The following is a 17854-nucleotide window of genomic DNA, read 5'->3' on the forward strand; positions in this document are numbered from 1 at the left end:
TGCACTCCTGCCTGCCCTGCCGTGCGGACCATGGAACATGCAGCATTTACGCCTCGTGCTCAAAGATGTCTGGTACCTGACCCGTCCCTATTTCATGTCGGAGGAGCGCGGGCGCGCGTGGGCGCTGCTGCTGGGCGTGCTGGCGCTGACCTTCTCGCTGGTGGGAATCGACCTGGTGCAGTCGTTCGCGCGCAACGTCTATTACACCGCCCTGCAGCAGCGCGACGTAAAGACCTTCCTGCGCGGCCTGTTCTGGTACGTGCGTAGCGAAAGCGGCGCCATCATCCCCGGTTTCTTCCCCGTCGCCGCGCCCGCGCTGCTGATGGGGGTGTACCTGCCGTACCTGCAGCAACTGCTCCAGTTGCGCTGGCGGCGGTGGCTGACGCGGCGGATGACGGCGCAGTGGCTGGAAAACCAGACCTATTACCGCATCGCCCTTGTCACCTCGGGGCTGGAGGCCGGGGCCGACAACCCCGACCAGCGCATACAGGAGGACATCAACAGCTTCATCAGCGATACGCTGACGCAGTTCGTCAACTTCGTCACCAATGTCGTCACCCTGTTCAGCTATGCCGGGCTTTTGTGGACGCTGTCGGGGCCGCTGGTGGTGCTGGGGATCACCATCCCGGGCTATTTCTTCTGGGCGGCGCTGGTATATTCGGTCTTTGCCACATGGGTCACACACCTTGTCGGGCACCGCCTCGCGGGACTGCAGTTCCTGCAGCAGCGCACGGAAGCCAACCTGCGTTACGGATTGGTACATGTGCGCGACAACGCCGAGGGAATCGCCCTGTACCGCGGCGAGGCGGAGGAGAAAGCCGGGCTGGAACACGCATTTTCCGCCGTCTATGACAATTTCCTCGCCATCATGCGCCGCACGCGGATGCTGGGGCTGCTGACGACGGGGCTGGAGGTCATCTCCGGCAATTTCGCCCTGCTCGTCGGCTCCATCCGCTATTTCGCCAACAAGATGACGTTCGGCACGCTGATGCAGATGGTCATGGCATTTTCGCGCGTGCAGGGGGCGATGGGGTGGTTTTCGACCTCCTACGCCTCGCTGGCCACATGGCATGCCGAGGTCGCGCGACTGGCGACGTTCCAGCGCGTCATGGACCGCGCCCGCGCGATGGAGGGGGAATGCCGCGTCATTCCCGCCGCCGCCGGGGCGGACATGGTCCTGCGTGACCTGACGGTCCTGCGCCCCGATGGCACGGTCATGCTGGATCATGTGTCGATGACACTGCGCCATGGGGGCATGACCGTCATTTCCGCGCCGTCGGGGACGGGGAAATCGACCCTGTTCCGGGTCATCGCCGGGATCTGGCCCTTCGCGCGCGGCGAAATCGAACGTCCCGACACCCCGATGATGTTCGTGCCGCAGCGCCCCTACCTGCCGGTGGGCAGCCTGCGCCGCGCCGTATGCTATCCCATGGCCGACACGCAGGTGGACGATGCGCACATGCGCACGGCCCTTGCGGCGGTGGGGCTGGAACGCCTGCTTCCCCTGCTGGACGAGGAAGCGCCGTGGGGACAGACCCTTTCACCGGGGGAACAGCAGCGCCTTGCCTTCGCGCGCATCCTTGTGGCGCGCCCGGCGTGGGTCTTCCTCGATGAATCGACCTCCAGCCTCGACGCCACGGCGGAAGGCATGCTGTACGCCCTGCTGCGGCAGGAATGTCCGGGCATCACCATCGTCTCGATCACGCACCGCGCCTCCCTGCTGGCGGCGCATGACACGTGCATCACGCTCCAGTCTCCATAAATCAGGAGTTTTTGGTGAAGCTTTTTGCAAAAAGCTTCAAAGGAACGCCGCCTTTTTGGAAAAAGGCGGCACCCAAAAACTTTTATCCGTTTGTCAGCGCCATGCCTGAAACCACTTTTCAGGTACAGCTTTCCGGGGAAAGTGTACTTTGAGGTACATCAATGCCCATCACGTCCCGTTCCCGGTGATGCAGCCCCCGTCCGGGATGGCCCGCGCCCTGCGCCCGCCACGCAGCAGGTCCTGCGCACTGACCAGCACGATGCCCCCCAGGATCATCACCGCGCCACAGATGAAGGCGGTATCCAACTGCTCGCCCAGCACCGTTACGCCGAACACCGTCCCGAACACCGGCGCCATGAAGGAAATCACCCCGAGGCGGGAGGCAAGGTAGATCCGCAGCAGCGCAAACCACGCCAGATAACTGGCGAAGGAGACGATCACGCTCTGATACAGCAACCCCGCCGCCAGCACGGGCGTCCATGTGACCCGGACCTCGCCCATCATCACGGCGGCAGCGGTGGCCAGCACGAATCCCCCCACAAGCTGGTACAGCAGCGTCACCGACGCGGGCGCGCGTGACAGGGCGGACACCCGTACGACCGTCGTGGTCGCGCCACTGGCCGCACCCGCCGCAATGCCCAGCAGGTCACCCAGCCACGCCATGCTGCCCGCGGGCGCCGGTCCACGCCCGGCAAAGGACGCCACCACCCCGGCAAAGGCCAGGCCGATGCCACACCATTGCAGCGGGGCAAGGCGCTCCTCCGGCAGGCACAGCCCCAGGCCGAACGCCGCGAAGATCGGCGCGGTATAGAGGAAGATCGCGATATGCGACGCCGTGGTCAGGCGCAGTCCCTCCCCCACCAGCACGAACTCCGTCCCGAACAGCAGTCCCGCCAGCACGCCGCCACGCAGCGTCCATCGTGCCAGCGCCGCATGGTCGCGCCGGTACAGCACCACCAGCGCGACCAGCACCGCCGAGATGCCCGAACGCACCCCCACCTGCAGCAGCGGCGCCATGGACGCCGCCGCCAGTTTGATGATGACCTGCTGCGTGCCCCAGATCGCGCACATCATGACCATGATGGTCGTGGCCCGTGCGTCAACGGGTCTGCGTTCGTTGCCCATGGCGTACCTTACAGTTCGTAACCATAAGGAAATAACTTGAGAATACCGGGGGATGTGCTCTTTTTTGGGAAGGGATGTGCAATTTTCGCTCATGAAACCGAAGGAACGCGCAATGTCCACTCACAGGCTGGACCCACATGACCTGGCCATCGTGCGCCTGCTGCAGGAAGATGCGGGCCAGCCACAGCGTGAAATCGCACGCCGGGTCAACCTGTCGCCCCCCGCCGTGCAGCGCCGGATCGCACGCATGCAGAAGGAGGGCATCATCCGCCGGACCGTCGCCATCGTGGATCAGGCCGCCGTGGGCTTTCCCATCACCGTGCTGGTGAATGTCACGCTGACGGATGACCGTTCGGCCACGGTGTCGGCCGTCAAGGCGTTCTTCCGCGACGCCCCCGAGGTGCAGCAATGTTACTGTGTCACCGGGACGGCGGGGTTCGTCCTGATCCTGCTGGTCCCGTCCATGGAGGATTACGAGGAACGGACCGCGCGCCTGCTGGCGGACAACGAACTGGTGCGTTCCTATCACACCGTGGTCGTGCTTGACCGTGTAAAGACCGGGACCGGCGTGCCGCTGTAGCCTGCGCCTGTCCCGCAGGATTTGCATGGGCCCCCGGCACGAAGGCTGGCTGGCATGATGGCGCCAGCCATGACACACTATGTCATAGTCGCGCCACGGGGACCCATCCCATGATCCAGCCTGCCCCCACCCCATCCCCCATGGCCTCGCGCCATCCCCATGTGCTGGAGGACAGGGGCCATGACACCATCGTGCGCGTGGGACAGGCGGACCGGTTCTGGTCCGATTTCTACCACCATGCGCTGACGGCACGGTGGAGCCGTTTCCTGTACTGGTCCATCGCGTTCTATGTCGGGATCAACGTGGTCTTCGCGCTGGCCTACATGGCGGTGGGGTCACAGGTGTCCGGCGCGCGGCAGGGCGATTTCCTCGATTACTTCTTCTTCAGCGTCCAGACCCTGTCCACCGTGGGGTATGGCGTCATGGCCCCGGTCGGCCGCACGGCGAACCTGCTGGCGACGACGGAGGTGCTGGGCGGGATGATGATCAACGCCGTGGCGACGGGCCTGGTCTTTGCCCGGTTTTCGCGCCCGCGCGCGCGCATCATGTTCAGCAAGCGCGCCGTCATCATCAACGACAACGCGACACCCCACCTCGACGTGCGTGTCGCCAACTGCCGCCGCAGCCCGATCCTGAGCGCGGATATCGAATTCTCGCTCGCGCGCCTGATCCCGCAGCCTGACGGCCATGTCACGCGGGAGTTCGCGCCCCTGCCCCTGCGGCAGTCCCACATCCCGGTCCTGCGCTTTGCGTGCCTGCCGGTGCATGTGATTGACGGGTCCAGCCCCCTGCATGGCGTAACACTGGACATGCTGCGCGCGGAGGAGGCGGAGATCATCGTCACCATCACCGGCACGGACGAGGCCTCCGGCCAGTCGGTGTTCGCCCGCACGGCCTACGGGTTCGACCGGATGCTGTATGACCACCATTTCGTGGACATCATCAACACCAACCCCGATGGCAGCATCACGGTCGATTACACCCGTTTCGACGACCTCGAAAAATGCGCCTGACCCCCACCATCCACCCGTTACGCGCCTGACAGGCCCTTCCACGCCGCAAGTGCGCGCGCCCGTCCGCCCTGAAGGTCCACGATGGGCGATGGATAGGCCACGCGCCTGCGGATCGCGGGATCGCAGGTCCATGGGGTGTGGATACATGACGTGGGCAACGGCGCGAGTTCGGGCACCCATTTGCGCACATACGCGCCATCGGGGTCGAATTTCTGCGCCTGCAGCACGGGATTGAACACGCGGAAATAGGGCGCGGCATCCACCCCGCATCCCGCAACCCATTGCCAGTTAATGACATTACTTGCGATATCAGCATCGACCAGCGTGTCGCGGAACCATGCCTCCCCCACGCGCCAGTCCATCAGCAGGTGTTTCGTCAGGAACGACGCCACGATCATGCGCACCCGGTTATGCATCCATCCGGTGTGCCACAACTGCCGCATGCCCGCGTCCACGATGGGGTAGCCCGTGCGCCCCTGCTGCCACGCCCGCAGGTCATCCGTGTCATCGCGCCATGGCATCGCATCGAATTCGGTACGGAAATTGCCCGATACCAGTTCAGGCTGCGCATAAAGCAGGGACACCGCGAAATCGCGCCATCCCAGTTCCGACAGGAATTTCCCCAAATCCTGTTCACCCGCCCCGTCCCCCCCGCGCACGGCCGCGACGGCTTCGTGCCAGACCTGCCGGGGGGAGACATGGCCAAAGCGCAGGTCCGGCGACAGGCGCGACGTCGCAGGCAGGTCCGGCCGGTCGCGCGCATCGCCATATCCCGCCAGACCATCGTGGACGAAGCCGTGCAGGCGTTCGCGCGCCCGTGCCTCCCCCGGTTGCCATGCCGCGCGCAGTCCCCCGGCCCAGTCGGGGGCCACCGGGCACAGGCCAAGCGCGTCAATCCCCACGCACTGTTCCGCCCACGCGGCGGGGGGCGGGGCCGCGGGAACCTGCGCAGGCGCGGGCAGGGGCGGAAGCGGTTCGCCCATCGCACGCGCGGCACGCCACCACGCGGTATAGACCCGGAACGCATCGCCCGTGCGGGTGCGTACCGTCCATGGTTCATGCAGCACGCCGGCGGCAAAGCTGTGGGCCGCAACACCCGCTTCCTTCACGACGGCCTTGATGGCGGTATCGGTTTCGCGGCCCACGGGATCATAACGGCGGTTCCACACGATTTCCGCCGCACCCGCCTGCGCCACCAGTTGCGGCACCAGCGTTGCGGCATCACCGCGCGCCACATGCAGCACCGCCCCCACCCGCACAAGGTCCGCCCGCAGCGCGCGCAAGGCCCCATCAAGCCACCATTGCGCCGCCCCGCCCAGCGCACGCGCGAACGCATGGCCCGGGTCATGCACGAACAGGCACAGCACCGGCCGCCCCGATGCGACGGCATGTGACAGGGCCGGGTTGTCCGCCAGCCTCAGGTCGTCACGAAACCAGACGATGACGGGCGCGGTAGCGCAGGGTGTCTCGGCAGGGGAAGTCGGGGGCGGGGAAGATCGGGGCATGTCCATTCCGGCAGTGATGGCAGGACCTGCCGGTGTGCTATACCCTTGCAAACCGTTGCAAGTAAAACCTGCCCTCTTTTCTGGATAACCGGCGCGCGCCCATGTTCTTCATGTTCAAGACTGTCCTGTCGGGACTTATCATCGCCCTCGTCTCCACCATTGCGCGGCGTTATCCCGCCCTTGGCGCGCTGGTCGCATCGCTGCCGCTGATCTCGGTGTTCGGGATGCTGTGGCTGTGGGCGGAAACAAAGGATCCGGTCCGCATGGAAACCCATGTGGAGGCGACATTCTGGTACGTCATCCCGTCGCTGCCGATGTTCCTGCTGATCCCGTACCTGATGCGCCATGGGGTCGGTTTCTATCCCGCGCTGCTGATGGGATGCGTGCTGACCGCCGTACTTTACATGGGGGTCACATGGTGCGCCGCGCGCATGGGCGTGAACCTGTAGGGACCGGGAGTTTCCGGATGCCGTGTCCTTTAGGGAAATGTGGCGTTCCCAGAAGCTTTTTAAAAAATCTGCACCAGAAACTTCTATAAATTCTATCCGATATTTTTAAATATCCTTTCGGATACATCTTTTTTCAGAAATATCCGTCCGGACAGACGCCTTCCCCGTCAGGGGGAGGCAGGCGGGGATGCGTGCGCCGGGACCGTGGCCTGCACGTTCTGCCCGACAGGGGCGGCCTGGGGCGTGTTCTCCGGCTCCTCGAACATCGCGCGACAGCCCGGGGAAAGCTTGTCGAGCTTGCTTTCAAGACATTCCTCCATCAACTGTTCATTGGGGATGTCCATGAAACACAGCCTGAAGACGTCCTTCTTGCACGCCGATGCCTGGTCCTCCCGCCCGGCGGCGGCGTGGGCGGGCAGGGCCTGCGTCATGCCCCAGAACATCGTGACGAGTGCGCACGCCATGATGCGCAGGTCGTGATGTCCGGTTTCATGATGACGCAGCATGTCTTGATCCTCCTTGAAAAAATGGGCCGTGGAAAACGGGCCTGAAATGGGGCATGCGCGATGGAGGTCCCGGTGCGCGGCAGGCGGCGCAATGCGACGCGACAACATGGGCCGGACCGCCATCCGGGGCGCGGCGGGACGTGTGTCCAACGCGGAACATGTCGAAAAGTTTCCCGATTATTACGTGAAAATCCAGGAAATAACATCATTTATCTGTGATGATACGCATCCCCGCCTGCCTGCGTTGACACCCCACACCACAACCAGCACCGAAAGGAACGGCATCATGGCCAACGAAACAGCCACTCAACTGGGGAATGCGGCAGGCAAGGTTGCGGACGTCCTGACGGGCGCACGGACGGACAAGTCCGGCCTGATGAGCGCGATGATCGAATATATGGGCGCACGCAACGGCACCGGACGCCGCATCCTGCATGAACGCGCCCGCAACGAAGGGCTGGAGCCGACCGTGCGGCAGTGGGAGGCCGCCCCCTCCCCCGCGCCGACGCAGGCGGACGTCGTGACAAAGCTGCTGCCCGCCGACGTGATCGACCATTTTTCCCGCCAGACGGGACTGTCACACGCGGCGACCATCGCGGGACTGGCGGACCTGCTGCCCCACCTGTCGCGGCTGGATGGCTGACGGCGCGCATGGGAAAATGGGGCAGGTGGGATGCAGCCATCCCCCTTGCGCGGCGGGGTCATTGACGCGACCGTATGCGTCACACGACGGACCGACGCATCACGGAGACGACCATGACCACCACCGACACCCAACACGACAAGAGGGCCATCATCGTGACGGGAGGCAGCCGTGGCATCGGCCATGCGATCTGCCGCCTGCTGGCGTCCCATGGCTATCCCGTGGCGATCAACTACAGCCACACCGCCGCCCCGGCGGAGGAACTGGCCGCCAGCATCCGCGCACAGGGGGGCCATGCCGTGGCGATTGCCGCGAACGTGGCCGACCCGGCGCAGATCACCGCCCTGTTCGACCGCGCCACGCGCGAACTCGGCCCGCTGGGCGGACTGGTCAACAATGCAGGCGTCACGGGGACGAAGGTCCGCGTGGATGAACAGACGGCCGAAACACTCGACGCCCTGTTCGACATCAACGTGCGTGGCAGCATGCTGGCGGCGGGCGAGGCCGTGCGCCGCCTGTCCACGCGCCATGGCGGACAGGGCGGCAGCATCGTCAACCTGTCCTCGGTCGCGGCGCGCCTGGGCGGCCTGCCGGGACTGGTCCCCTATGCCGCGACCAAGGCCGCGATCGAGACCTTCACGCGCGGACTGGCCAACGAGGTCGCGCGGGAGGGCGTGCGCGTCAACGCCGTCGCCCCCGGCCTGACGGCGACCGACATGGTCCCCCCGGAAACCGAGGCCCTGGTGGACAAGGTCGTGCCGATGGGCCGCACCGGCCATCCCGACGAAATCGCGCAGGCGGTGCTGTTCCTGATCTCCCCCGCATCTTCGTACATGACCGGCAGCATCATGACAGTTTCGGGCGGACGCTGATACACTGCCACCCATTGCAGCCATCCCGAGGAGATCGCAGCACATGTATATTGCCATGAACAGATTCCGCATTCCCCCCGAAAACGAGGACGCCTTTCGCGAACGCTGGCTGGGGCGCGAAGTCCACCTGCATACCGTGCCCGGCTTCATCAGCTTCCAGCTACTCGCCGGTCCGCGTCACGACGACTACATCCTGTATGCCTCCCACACCATCTGGCAGTCCCGCGCCGCATTTGAAAACTGGACCCGTTCGGACGAATTCCGCGCTGCCCACGCCAGCGCGGGCACGAAGAAACCGCTGATGATCGGCCCGCCCGTATTCGAAGGCTTCGATGTGGTACAGAACATCGTCGCGCGCATGCCCGACGGCGAGGGCTGAGGCCACAGGCCCCGCCCCATCCTGTCACATTTGCGCGCGGCACGCGGAATGTTACGTTTCCATGCCCGCGCGCATCCCGTATGATCGGCCCCTGCGCGGGGCCACGGGTTCCGTCTCCTTTCCCGGACCACAGGAACCCATCGCCATGTCCCCAGCCGCCCTGTCACGTCGCAGCCTCCTCCTTGGCGGGGTCACGGCGGCGGGACTGATGACGGCGCGCGCACGGGCCGGCACGCCCGCCCCGCTGGCGCAACCGTCCAGCGTGGTCACCACCCCGCCGCGGCAGTGGGGGCCGCATGCCCCGGCGCCCTACCTGCCGGATCCGGATATCCTTGCGATTGACCCGTCATTTTCCAACCTTGTCTATGGCAACGCCAATATCCGGCTGGCATGGCGGGGTGGCGACTGGCTGGAAGGTCCGGCGTGGAGCACGCAGGGACGTTTCCTGCTGCTGAGTGACACGATCCGCGCGCAGCAGTACCGTTACCTGTGGGAGACGGGGACGGTTTCGGTCTTTCGTGACTATTCCTACAACAGCAACGGCAATACGTTCGATGCCGAAGGCCGCCTGATCAGTTGCGAACACGGCATGCGGCGGGTCGTGCGCTGGGAACATGACGGGTCGTGCAGCGTGCTGGCGGACCGGTACCAGGGCGCGCCGCTCAATTCCCCCAACGACGTCGTGGTCCATCCCGATGGCGGCATCTGGTTCACCGACCCCGGATATGGCGACACCATCGTCGAAGGCCACCCCGACGCGCCGGGGGGACGTGCCAACCGCATGGGCCGCGAACGCTGGGCCATGGACGGGGAGGTCGTGGCCCAGTTCGCAGGCCATGCGCGGCAGGACGACCATGTCTTTCGCATCGACCCGCACACCGGCGAACTGCGCGCCGTCCTGACGCAGCAGCAGCTTGCGGGGCCGAACGGGCTGTGCTTTTCGCCTGATGGCAGCATCCTTTACGTGATTTCCAGCGGCGCGGGACCGGGACAGGACGGCCCCGGCGGGGACCAGCGCATCCATGCCTATGACCTGAAGGACGGGGACGTGCGCAATGGCCGCGTGTTCGCTGACATGATGCTCGACGGGCACCAGTTGGGACCGGATGGCATGCGCGCGGACATCTTCGGCAACCTGTGGTGCGGCGCGGGCGGGCCGCTCGGCCTGTGCGGCGTCGTGGTCTACAGCCCCGCCGGGCGCATGATCGGACGGCTGCGCCTGCCGCGCGGGGTGTCGAACCTGACGTTCGGCGGGCCAAAGCGCGACACCCTGTTCATGTGCGCGGCCGATGCGCTGTTTACACTGGTGGTCAATACGCAGGGCGCGGGCCTGTCCTGACAACCTGATTCGCTAAAAGTCCTGGTTTCCAAAGGGCAATGCCCTTTGGTGGGGGTTCGGGGGCAAAGCCCCCGAGTGTCTGCCTATGCCCCGCCAACCCCATGCCCGACCATCGCCATCGGGTTGACCAGACGGTCGAACGTCGCCCCGTCCACCAGTCCCGACGCCAGCGCGGCCTCGCGCAGGGTAATGTCCTGCTCCATCGCCCGGTGCGCAATGGCGGAGGCATTGTCATAGCCGATTTCGGGACTCAGCGCGGTGACCAGCATGACCGATCCTTCGACATACTGGCGGATGCGCTTGAGGTTCAGGCGCGTCCCCTCCACCGAGAACACACGGAAATTGTGGCACCCGTCGGCAAGGATGCGGATTGCATGGATCACGTTGGCCACGATCACCGGACGCATCACGTTCAGGTCCAGTTGCCCCTGGCTTCCGGCAAAGGCCACGGTGGCGTCATTGCCCATGACCTGCGTGCAGATCATCACCATCGCCTCGCACTGGGTCGGGTTGACCTTGCCGGGCATGATGGATGAGCCGGGTTCGTTTTCCGGCAGGTGCAGTTCCCCCAGGCCACAGCGCGGGCCGGAGCCAAGCCAGCGCATGTCGTTGGCGATCTTCATCAGCGCCACGGCCACCCCGCGCAGCGCGGCCGACACCCGCACCATCGCGTCCAGCCCGCCAAGGGCCGCGAACTTGTTGGGCGCGGTGACGAATTCCCGCCCCGTCAGGGCCGCAATCCGCTGCGCGATGGCATGGCTGAATCCCGGCGGTGCATTCAGGCCCGTGCCCACCGCGGTCCCCCCCGCCGCAAGCTGCAGCACGCCGCCACGCGCGGCCTTTACCGCATCCAGCGCGTCCTCCAACTGGCACGCCCAGCCGGACCATTCCTGTCCCACCGTCAGCGGCACCGCATCCTGCAGGTGCGTGCGCCCGATCTTGACCACGTCATGCCATTCCTCCGCCTTGGCGCGCAGGGCGGCAATCAGTTCCTCCACACGCGGCATCAGGCGGTCGTCGATTTCCAGCAGGGTGGCGACATGCATGGCGGTGGGAAAGGAATCGTTGCTCGACTGTCCCATATTCACGTCATCATTGGGATGGACCGGGGTCTTGGACCCCAGCACACCCCCCAGAAGCTGGATCGCACGGTTGGCGATCACCTCGTTGACGTTCATGTTGGTCTGCGTGCCCGATCCGGTCTGCCAGACGAACAGGGGGAATTCGCTATCCAGCGCGCCACTTGCGACCTCGTCGGCGGCACGGCAGATGGCGTCGGCCTTCCATTGCGGCAGGCGGCCATCGGCGGCATTCACCAGCGCCGCCGCCTTCTTCACGATGCCATAGGCATGGCAGACCTCGATCGGCATGTGGTCGCGGCCGATGGAGAAATGCACAAGGCTGCGCTGCGTCTGCGCACCCCAGTAATGGTCGGCGGGGACGTCGATGTCACCCATCGAATCACGTTCGCGACGCAGGCCGGTGGCCTTGATGCCAATGGGACAGTCGATCAGTTTCGGCGGCTGGGTCATGGGGGACGTTCCTTCCTGTGGTTTTCAGGAAATATGGGAACGCCTGCCGCCCGATACGCCCCCACGCACCATCACAAGCCGGTGCGCGGGGGAAACAGCGGATCAGAAATCCGCTTCGAGCGTGAAGTGATAGGCACGCGGCATGCCGGCATAGGCGGCGCTGGTGCCTGCGGTGGTGACCGACGTACCTTCGGCCGTGCCGTTATAGACCGACGACCAGTACCGTTCGTTGGCAACATTGGTCACGCCGAAACGCGCCATCCACGGATGCTTGCCCGCACGGAACGGATAGCGCACGCCCATGTCCAGCGTCACATACGACCCGGCAAAGGTGGAGTTGTAGACATCCGCCGCGCGACGGCCCGTGTAATGGACGTTGGCATTGACCGCGAGGCCGTTCAGCGCAAAGCCCTGCGCGAAGGGAACGCGGTAATCCAGCAGCACGTTGGCCTGCAGCGGGGCGACGCCCACCGCCTGCTTGTTGGAGGTCGCGGCGGTCCCGGTGTTGAGCACCTGCGCATCGATCCATGTCATGCCGCCGATGACCGACAGGCGCGGCGTGATATGGCCCATTGCCTGGAATTCGACGCCATAGTTACGCTGCGTGCCGTAATTGCCATAGATGTCGGTCTTGGGATCGATGAAGGAATAGCTGCGCGTCGCGCGGAAGCCCGCGATGTTGAACTGCATGTTGCGGTACATATACTTGTACCCGACCTCGAATTCCTCGCTGCGGACGGGCGCGGTATATTCATTGTCATTCAGCGCGCCAGCCGAGACCGAAGACCCGGCCTGCAGCGAACGGCCATAGGTGAAATAGGCCGTCTGGTTGTCGGTGGGCTTGTACACCAGGCTTGCCATCGGGCTGAACGCCGCATCGACATCGGGGGCATGCTTGGTCGCGCCCTTTGACAGGTGCGTGGTCGTGACGGTGTAGCCGTCGATGATCGACGTGGTCGGCTTGCCCGCGATCGTGCCGGTCGAATCCTGGTCCAGCCAGCTCCACGCCAGCGTGCCGCTTGCCGACCAGTGGCGGTTGAAATGCACCGTGTCGCCCAGGATCATCGACTGGTAACGCACATACTGCGATTCATACTTGCCGTGATAATAGGGCTGCGGCACGTTGCGGCCCACCGGGTTGTAGAGCGAGGCGGACTTGATGTCCGTATAGCTCTGCCCGCTCAGCGGGTTATAGCCGCCTTCCATGTAGCCATTGGTGCCGATCACGAGGTCATGCGTGATGAAGCCGGTATGCACGCGCCCGTTGACATAGGCCATGTTGCTGCCGACCTTGAAGTCATTGACCGTGGTGGCCGCCGACATCGCCTGCTTGTAATCGCCCTTGTTGTCGATCAGGGTGTCCGCCGCCTCGAACACCTGACGGCCGGAATCCTGGTACAGCCCGCCGATGACGAAGCTCCAGTTATCGTTGATCCGGTGCTTCAGCTTGGCGAGGAACACGTTGTTTTCGGAATTGAAGCCCGCATTGTCCTGCCCCATGTGCGGCTTGCCCAGGTCGGGGGCGGTGGGCAGGTGGTACCCGGCAAGGTTGATGCCCGCGGGCATGCCGCGTTCATCGAACGTGTAATGGCTGGCGTCGAGTTCCAGCACCGTGTTGTGGTCGATATGGATGTCGAAATCCGCACTGACGAGGTTACGGCGCACCCAACTGTCCTGCACATAGGACGTGCCATCGCCATGCAGCAGGTTGATGCGGTAGCCCAGCCAGCCATGTTTGCCGACCCGGCCGGAGGAATCGACATTTTCCATCAGCGTGCCGATGGAATCCACGCCCACCGCAAGGCGGTTGATCCGTTCATCCGTCGGGCGTTTCAGGCCATATTCGAACGTGCCCGCCGGGTTCTGCGGCCCATACAGCGCACCGGCCAGCCCGTTGAGGACCTGCACGTTGTCGAACTGCTCCGCCGCATACGGGGTGACGGTAAAGGCGTTCAGCCCGTCGATGCGGCTGTTGGAGATGACGTCCGCCTCGAACCCGCGCGACTGCGGACGGCTGGTACCCGGATCGGCACGGGTTTCCAACTGGACCGAGGGCATGTACTGCATCAGGTCGTTGACGTTGCGCGCCTGCTGGTTGACGATCACGTCATGCGGGACGGTCATGATCGACATCGGCGTGTCAAGCGTGCGCCGCGTGCCCAGCGGGCCGAGGTTCGCCGTCTTCTTGTTGTAATCGGCGGCAGCGCCAGACGCCATGCGCCGGTGGCCGATCACGGTCATGTCCTCCGCATTGGCGGAACCAACGGCGGTGGAGGCGACGGCTTCCTGCCCCGGCGCAACCTGCGTGGGAGCGGCCTGCGCAGCGGTGCCCTGTGCGGTGGTGGCCTGCGTGGTGGTGGCATGGCCGGTGGACGGCCCCTTGGACGCAGGCTGCGCAACGGTGGCGGCAACGGCCGACAGGCCCATGGGGGTCAGGCCCAGTCCTGCCGAAACAACATAAATCGCCGTCCTCTTGACCGTGCGCATGCGGCTACCTTCTGAAAGAATTGTGATAAAAGATATCCCGGCGTATATAATCGTGATTACGGCATGTCTATATTCGTTCGTATATGTACCGCATTTTTTTACGAACCGTCCCGGTGGCCGTCCTCTGCCATGAAAATAAATTTCATAGCTGCACCAAACGTTTCTTTCTTTTGTTCGGGATTACATAGGCGCGGCGGCACCGGCACCAACTGTTGCAGTAAAGACACATAATTTTCTGGAATGTATATCGGCCAGAACTTTCGAAATAACTATATTCTTCCGTATATAGACAATACAGGACGATTCCTGCACAAAATATCATGCATGGTGACATGGACAGGACATCATCCCGCACGATGCCATCATGACGACATACATGGGGCCGGCCCCATTACTTTGCGAATGAAAATTATTTACATCATTGGCGGGCCATCATGATGGCCCGCCGCCACGACACGCGACGCAACCCCGCCACGGGGCGGGCGTTCAGCAACGTGCATCCCATGCCGTGTGGATGAAAGAAGACACAAGATCATCGGCGCTGAACTTCCCGCCCCCGGCGTTTCGCGCATCGGGACGGGATTATCCGGGGAACCGTCATGTCCGTGCCGCGCCTCCTCCTCTGCCTGTCCTGTATCATCGCGATGGCCGGGTGCATGGGGCCTGACCCACGCATCGCACCGCGCCATGGCGACCCGTCCGCATCGCCCCTGACCGCATCGGGCACGCAGTCCACGCAACGGGGCGGCACCGCAGGCGGCGGATACGATCAGGGACTGCCGCAATAGGCGCATGGGCGGAAGTGGACGCGCATCATGGGCCCTGGCCATGCCCCCGTGATGGCCCCGTCCCGGCGCAAGGGGGGCAGACCTGCATTCACATGGAGGCTCCCATTCTGAAAAATGTCACGGAACCTTGAGGGAATACAGTAGTGTTACAACATCGCATCCACTGGATGCCCTGTATGCTGGCTCCCCAAGCCCAAGCTGACTGAGGAAACATTAATGTCCGACCTGATTGTCATCGGTTTCGACGCGATCGACGAAGCCACCGCCGCCCTGACGGAATGCAAGGCGCTGGAAAAGGAATACCTGCTGGACCTGGAGGACGCGGTCGTCGTCGTGCGTGACGCGGCGGGCAAGATCCACCTGCAGCAGACCGTGAACCTGGAGAAGGTGGGCGCATCCTATGGCCTGTTCTCCGGCGGGTTCTGGGGCGCGCTGGTGGGGCTTCTGTTCCTCAACCCGCTGGCCGGGTTCGTCGCGGGCAGCGTCGTGGGCGCGGGCGCGGGTGCGCTGGCTGGCTCCATGAGCGATTACGGCATTGATGACAAGTTCATCAAGTCACTGGGAGCGACGATCCCGGTCAACACCTCCGCCCTGTTCATCCTGGTGCGCAAGTCGCAGCCTGAGAAGGTTCTGGCGGACCTGAAGCAGTTCAAGGGCCATGCCCGCATCCTGCAGACCTCCCTGTCCCCCGCCGACGAGGAAAAGCTGCGCGCGGCACTGGGCGAAGTCGCGGCGAAGACCACGCCGGCGGCCTGAACGCGGCCACGCCCGTGTTTCTGAAAATATGGAATGAGCGTTTTCGGATGCCGCCTTTTTTAAAAGGCGGCATTCTTTTTGCGGTTTTTCCAGCAAAACGCCCCTGAATGCGTATGGGCCGGGCCTGAAATGTCGTGGGGGACGCGCGGGATGCTGCCCTGAAACCCGCCAAAGGGCATTGCTCCTTGGAAACCATGGCCTTCCCATGACGTGATGGCCATGGGCCGCGCTCCCGCGCCCACATATCGTTGATGAGCAGGCGCGGGAGCGGGATGATAGGATGATTTCCCACCACCGCCCGAGGAAACCGCATGCGCCTGTTCCGCCCCACCGGCCACCTCCGTCCCCGCCTGCCCGCACTGCTGGGCCTTGCGCTGTGTCTGGGCGGTGGCCTGCCGCAGGCTGGCGCCGCCACCCCGACACGCACCGAATCCCCCGCGCTGAAGGTCGCCTATACCTCCCGACGGGTGATGAACGCGGTGACCGTATCGGATGACGGGCGGGTGTTCGTTTCCTTCCCTTACTGGGGCGGGGGTGACACGCCGGGGCCGACGGTGGCCGAACTGGCCCCCGATGGCACGGCCCGTCCCTATCCCGATGCGAAATGGAACGACTGGGCCACGTCGCATGACAACGACCATGCGTTCGTGCGCGTCAACGCGATCCGCATCGGCCCCGACGGGAAGCTGTGGGTCGTGGATTCAGGGGAGGCCAATGTCGGCGGCGCGCCCAATCCCCCCACCGGGGCCAAGGCCAAGCTGGTGGTCATCGACATCGCGACCGGGCAGGTCACCCGCACCATCAGCCTTGCCGGCGCCAGCACGCCACATACCTATATCGACGACCTGCGTTTCCATGGTTCCACCCTGTTCCTGACGGATGCGGGTGATCCGGGACTGGTGGTGGTGGACATGAACACCGGGCGGCAGCGGCGGGTGCTGGAACATGCGCGCTCCACCACCGATGAACGCCCGATGTATGCCGAAGGACAACTGCTGATCAGCAACGGCAGGCCCGCGCGCGTCCATGCGGATCAGCTTGAGGTCTCCCCCGACGGGACGAAGCTGTATTTCCAGCCAAGTTCCGGCCCCATGTGGGTCGTCCCCACCGCAGCGCTGGAGGATGCGGGACTGTCGCCCGCCGCGCTGGAGAAACAGGTGCGCCTGTTCCACGACACGCCCACCACCGGCGGCACGGCCATTGACGGGGACGGCAACCTGTATGTGTCCGACACGAACCTTTTGCGGATCCTGCGCATTACGCCGGGGGGACAGGTCTCGACACTGGTGGCGGACAGGCGACTGGTCTGGGCCGATGCCATGTGGATCGCCCATGATGGCGCGCTATGGATCCCCGCCGTGCAGTTGAACCGCACGGCCACGTTCGAACGCGATGGCAGGTCGCACCTGAACCTGCCGGTTGCGATCTACCGCATGGACCTGCATCTCAGGCCCGTGCGGTAGGGGGACTTTGCAGGAAAACGGATAAACATCCCGGGCTCTGCCTTCATGATCGGGAAAGGCGGTGCCTTTCGACGCTTTTTCGACCCCAATCTGCCGTTATCCGCCAGATGGAGGCGCGCCTATCTATCCCGGCACCATGACGGAGACGCCAAACGCACCCGTGGGAAAGCCGGTACGTGCGACCTCCCCGCCAGACAGGTGGGCGATATCCGACAGGGAATAATCGTTCAGCGCCTCCATGAAGGCCGCATGCGCCATGTCGAACATCTGTGCAAAGGCGCCGGGCTGCCGGGTGGCGGGGCGTGCGGCCTCGATACAGCGGATGACATCGCCGACACGCACCCGCGCGGGATCCTTGCGCAGGCGCAGCAGCCCATCCCCGGCGGTGGACCGTTCGATCAGGCCGCAGCGGTCCAGGTCGTGCAGGACCCCGGCGACTTCCTGGGCCGACAGGCCGCACCTGCCCGATATGTCCTGAACACTGGCCGACCTGCTGGAATATCGCGTCATGCAGATAAGGAATTTCACTGCATGGTCTGTGTGTAGGGAAAGCTGCATCTAATTTTGCATCTCGCACGCAATGACTGATCCTGCGACGTCGGGTCGCCAGTTTCACTTTTATATAAAATCTGCAAACAGACAACACATTAGACCA

18 protein-coding genes are annotated in these 17854 nt (G+C 64.3%); 12 read left to right on the plus strand and 6 right to left on the minus strand.

Annotated elements, in window-relative coordinates:
* The first annotated feature begins 37 nt into the window (after positions 1 to 37).
* Both HNH97_RS04520 and HNH97_RS04525 read left to right on the plus strand, forming a co-directional pair.
* The gene (locus HNH97_RS04520) at positions 38 to 1762 is read left to right on the plus strand and encodes an ABC transporter ATP-binding protein/permease (protein ID WP_110914046.1); all 1725 of its coding nucleotides are present in this window, start codon (positions 38 to 40) and stop codon (positions 1760 to 1762) included.
* A 14-nt stretch (positions 1763 to 1776) separates the two neighbouring features.
* Positions 1777 to 1914 (plus strand): hypothetical protein, encoded by a 138-nt coding sequence (locus HNH97_RS04525; RefSeq protein ID WP_171790029.1) that lies wholly within the window; start codon positions 1777 to 1779, stop codon positions 1912 to 1914.
* A 16-nt stretch (positions 1915 to 1930) separates the two neighbouring features.
* Here HNH97_RS04525 and HNH97_RS04530 read toward each other — a convergent pair whose 3' ends face one another.
* A complete protein-coding gene (locus tag HNH97_RS04530; protein WP_171790030.1) occupies positions 1931 to 2887 on the minus strand; it encodes a DMT family transporter in 957 nt (318 codons plus the stop codon).
* Between the two features lie 112 nt (positions 2888 to 2999).
* Here HNH97_RS04530 and HNH97_RS04535 point away from each other — a divergent pair, with 112 nt between their 5' ends.
* Both HNH97_RS04535 and HNH97_RS04540 read left to right on the plus strand, forming a co-directional pair.
* Positions 3000 to 3467 (plus strand): Lrp/AsnC family transcriptional regulator, encoded by a 468-nt coding sequence (locus HNH97_RS04535; RefSeq protein WP_110914048.1) that lies wholly within the window; start codon positions 3000 to 3002, stop codon positions 3465 to 3467.
* Positions 3468 to 3577: 110 nt separating this feature from the next.
* On the plus strand, positions 3578 to 4480 hold the full coding sequence (locus HNH97_RS04540; protein ID WP_171790031.1) for an ion channel: 903 nt from the start codon (positions 3578 to 3580) through the stop codon (positions 4478 to 4480).
* Positions 4481 to 4497: 17 nt separating this feature from the next.
* Here the strand turns inward: HNH97_RS04540 and HNH97_RS04545 are convergent, their stop codons facing one another.
* The gene (locus tag HNH97_RS04545) at positions 4498 to 5985 is read right to left on the minus strand and encodes a cryptochrome/photolyase family protein (RefSeq protein ID WP_171790032.1); all 1488 of its coding nucleotides are present in this window, start codon (positions 5983 to 5985) and stop codon (positions 4498 to 4500) included.
* 101 nt (positions 5986 to 6086) lie between these two features.
* Here HNH97_RS04545 and HNH97_RS04550 point away from each other — a divergent pair, with 101 nt between their 5' ends.
* Positions 6087 to 6434 (plus strand): DUF3147 family protein, encoded by a 348-nt coding sequence (locus tag HNH97_RS04550; protein WP_171790033.1) that lies wholly within the window; start codon positions 6087 to 6089, stop codon positions 6432 to 6434.
* Between the two features lie 167 nt (positions 6435 to 6601).
* On the opposite strand, the gene HNH97_RS17840 is transcribed toward HNH97_RS04550, so the two are convergent.
* Positions 6602 to 6940 (minus strand): hypothetical protein, encoded by a 339-nt coding sequence (locus tag HNH97_RS17840; RefSeq protein ID WP_227744259.1) that lies wholly within the window; start codon positions 6938 to 6940, stop codon positions 6602 to 6604.
* A 286-nt stretch (positions 6941 to 7226) separates the two neighbouring features.
* Between HNH97_RS17840 and HNH97_RS04560 the strand changes: the two genes are divergently transcribed.
* The 4 genes from HNH97_RS04560 (at position 7227) to HNH97_RS04575 (ending at position 10173) form a co-directional block, all read left to right on the plus strand.
* Positions 7227 to 7583: a YidB family protein gene (locus HNH97_RS04560; protein WP_110914072.1), complete on the plus strand. Its 357-nt coding sequence runs from the start codon at positions 7227 to 7229 to the stop codon at positions 7581 to 7583.
* Between the two features lie 113 nt (positions 7584 to 7696).
* Complete coding sequence (locus HNH97_RS04565; RefSeq protein ID WP_171790034.1) at positions 7697 to 8455, plus strand: SDR family NAD(P)-dependent oxidoreductase; 759 nt, start codon at positions 7697 to 7699, stop codon at positions 8453 to 8455.
* 43 nt (positions 8456 to 8498) lie between these two features.
* On the plus strand, positions 8499 to 8834 hold the full coding sequence (locus HNH97_RS04570; RefSeq protein WP_110914051.1) for an antibiotic biosynthesis monooxygenase family protein: 336 nt from the start codon (positions 8499 to 8501) through the stop codon (positions 8832 to 8834).
* A 145-nt stretch (positions 8835 to 8979) separates the two neighbouring features.
* Complete coding sequence (locus HNH97_RS04575) at positions 8980 to 10173, plus strand: SMP-30/gluconolactonase/LRE family protein (RefSeq protein WP_171790035.1); 1194 nt, start codon at positions 8980 to 8982, stop codon at positions 10171 to 10173.
* Positions 10174 to 10256: 83 nt separating this feature from the next.
* On the opposite strand, the gene fumC is transcribed toward HNH97_RS04575, so the two are convergent.
* Together fumC and HNH97_RS04585 are read right to left on the minus strand one after the other, a co-directional pair.
* A complete protein-coding gene (fumC, locus tag HNH97_RS04580; protein ID WP_171790036.1) occupies positions 10257 to 11705 on the minus strand; it encodes a class II fumarate hydratase in 1449 nt (482 codons plus the stop codon).
* A gap of 102 nt (positions 11706 to 11807) precedes the next feature.
* Entirely contained in the window at positions 11808 to 14132 is a 2325-nt protein-coding gene (locus HNH97_RS04585) for a TonB-dependent siderophore receptor (RefSeq protein WP_407716822.1), read from the minus strand.
* A 659-nt stretch (positions 14133 to 14791) separates the two neighbouring features.
* Between HNH97_RS04585 and HNH97_RS04590 the strand changes: the two genes are divergently transcribed.
* The 3 genes from HNH97_RS04590 to HNH97_RS04600 all read left to right on the plus strand — a co-directional run bounded on the left by HNH97_RS04590 (position 14792) and on the right by HNH97_RS04600 (position 17199).
* Positions 14792 to 14980 carry a hypothetical protein gene (locus HNH97_RS04590; protein WP_216657527.1) on the plus strand — a complete coding sequence of 63 codons (189 nt, stop codon included), beginning with the start codon at positions 14792 to 14794 and terminating at the stop codon, positions 14978 to 14980.
* 216 nt (positions 14981 to 15196) lie between these two features.
* Complete coding sequence (locus HNH97_RS04595) at positions 15197 to 15736, plus strand: DUF1269 domain-containing protein (protein ID WP_171790039.1); 540 nt, start codon at positions 15197 to 15199, stop codon at positions 15734 to 15736.
* A 311-nt stretch (positions 15737 to 16047) separates the two neighbouring features.
* Positions 16048 to 17199 carry an SMP-30/gluconolactonase/LRE family protein gene (locus HNH97_RS04600; RefSeq protein ID WP_171790040.1) on the plus strand — a complete coding sequence of 384 codons (1152 nt, stop codon included), beginning with the start codon at positions 16048 to 16050 and terminating at the stop codon, positions 17197 to 17199.
* A 123-nt stretch (positions 17200 to 17322) separates the two neighbouring features.
* Here HNH97_RS04600 and HNH97_RS04605 read toward each other — a convergent pair whose 3' ends face one another.
* A complete protein-coding gene (locus HNH97_RS04605; protein WP_227744258.1) occupies positions 17323 to 17757 on the minus strand; it encodes an RrF2 family transcriptional regulator in 435 nt (144 codons plus the stop codon).
* Between the last annotated feature and the right edge of the window lie 97 nt (positions 17758 to 17854).

Origin of the sequence: Gluconacetobacter entanii (assembly GCF_013155425.1) — a bacterium.
GTDB classification, from domain to species: Bacteria; Pseudomonadota; Alphaproteobacteria; order Acetobacterales; family Acetobacteraceae; genus Novacetimonas; species Novacetimonas entanii.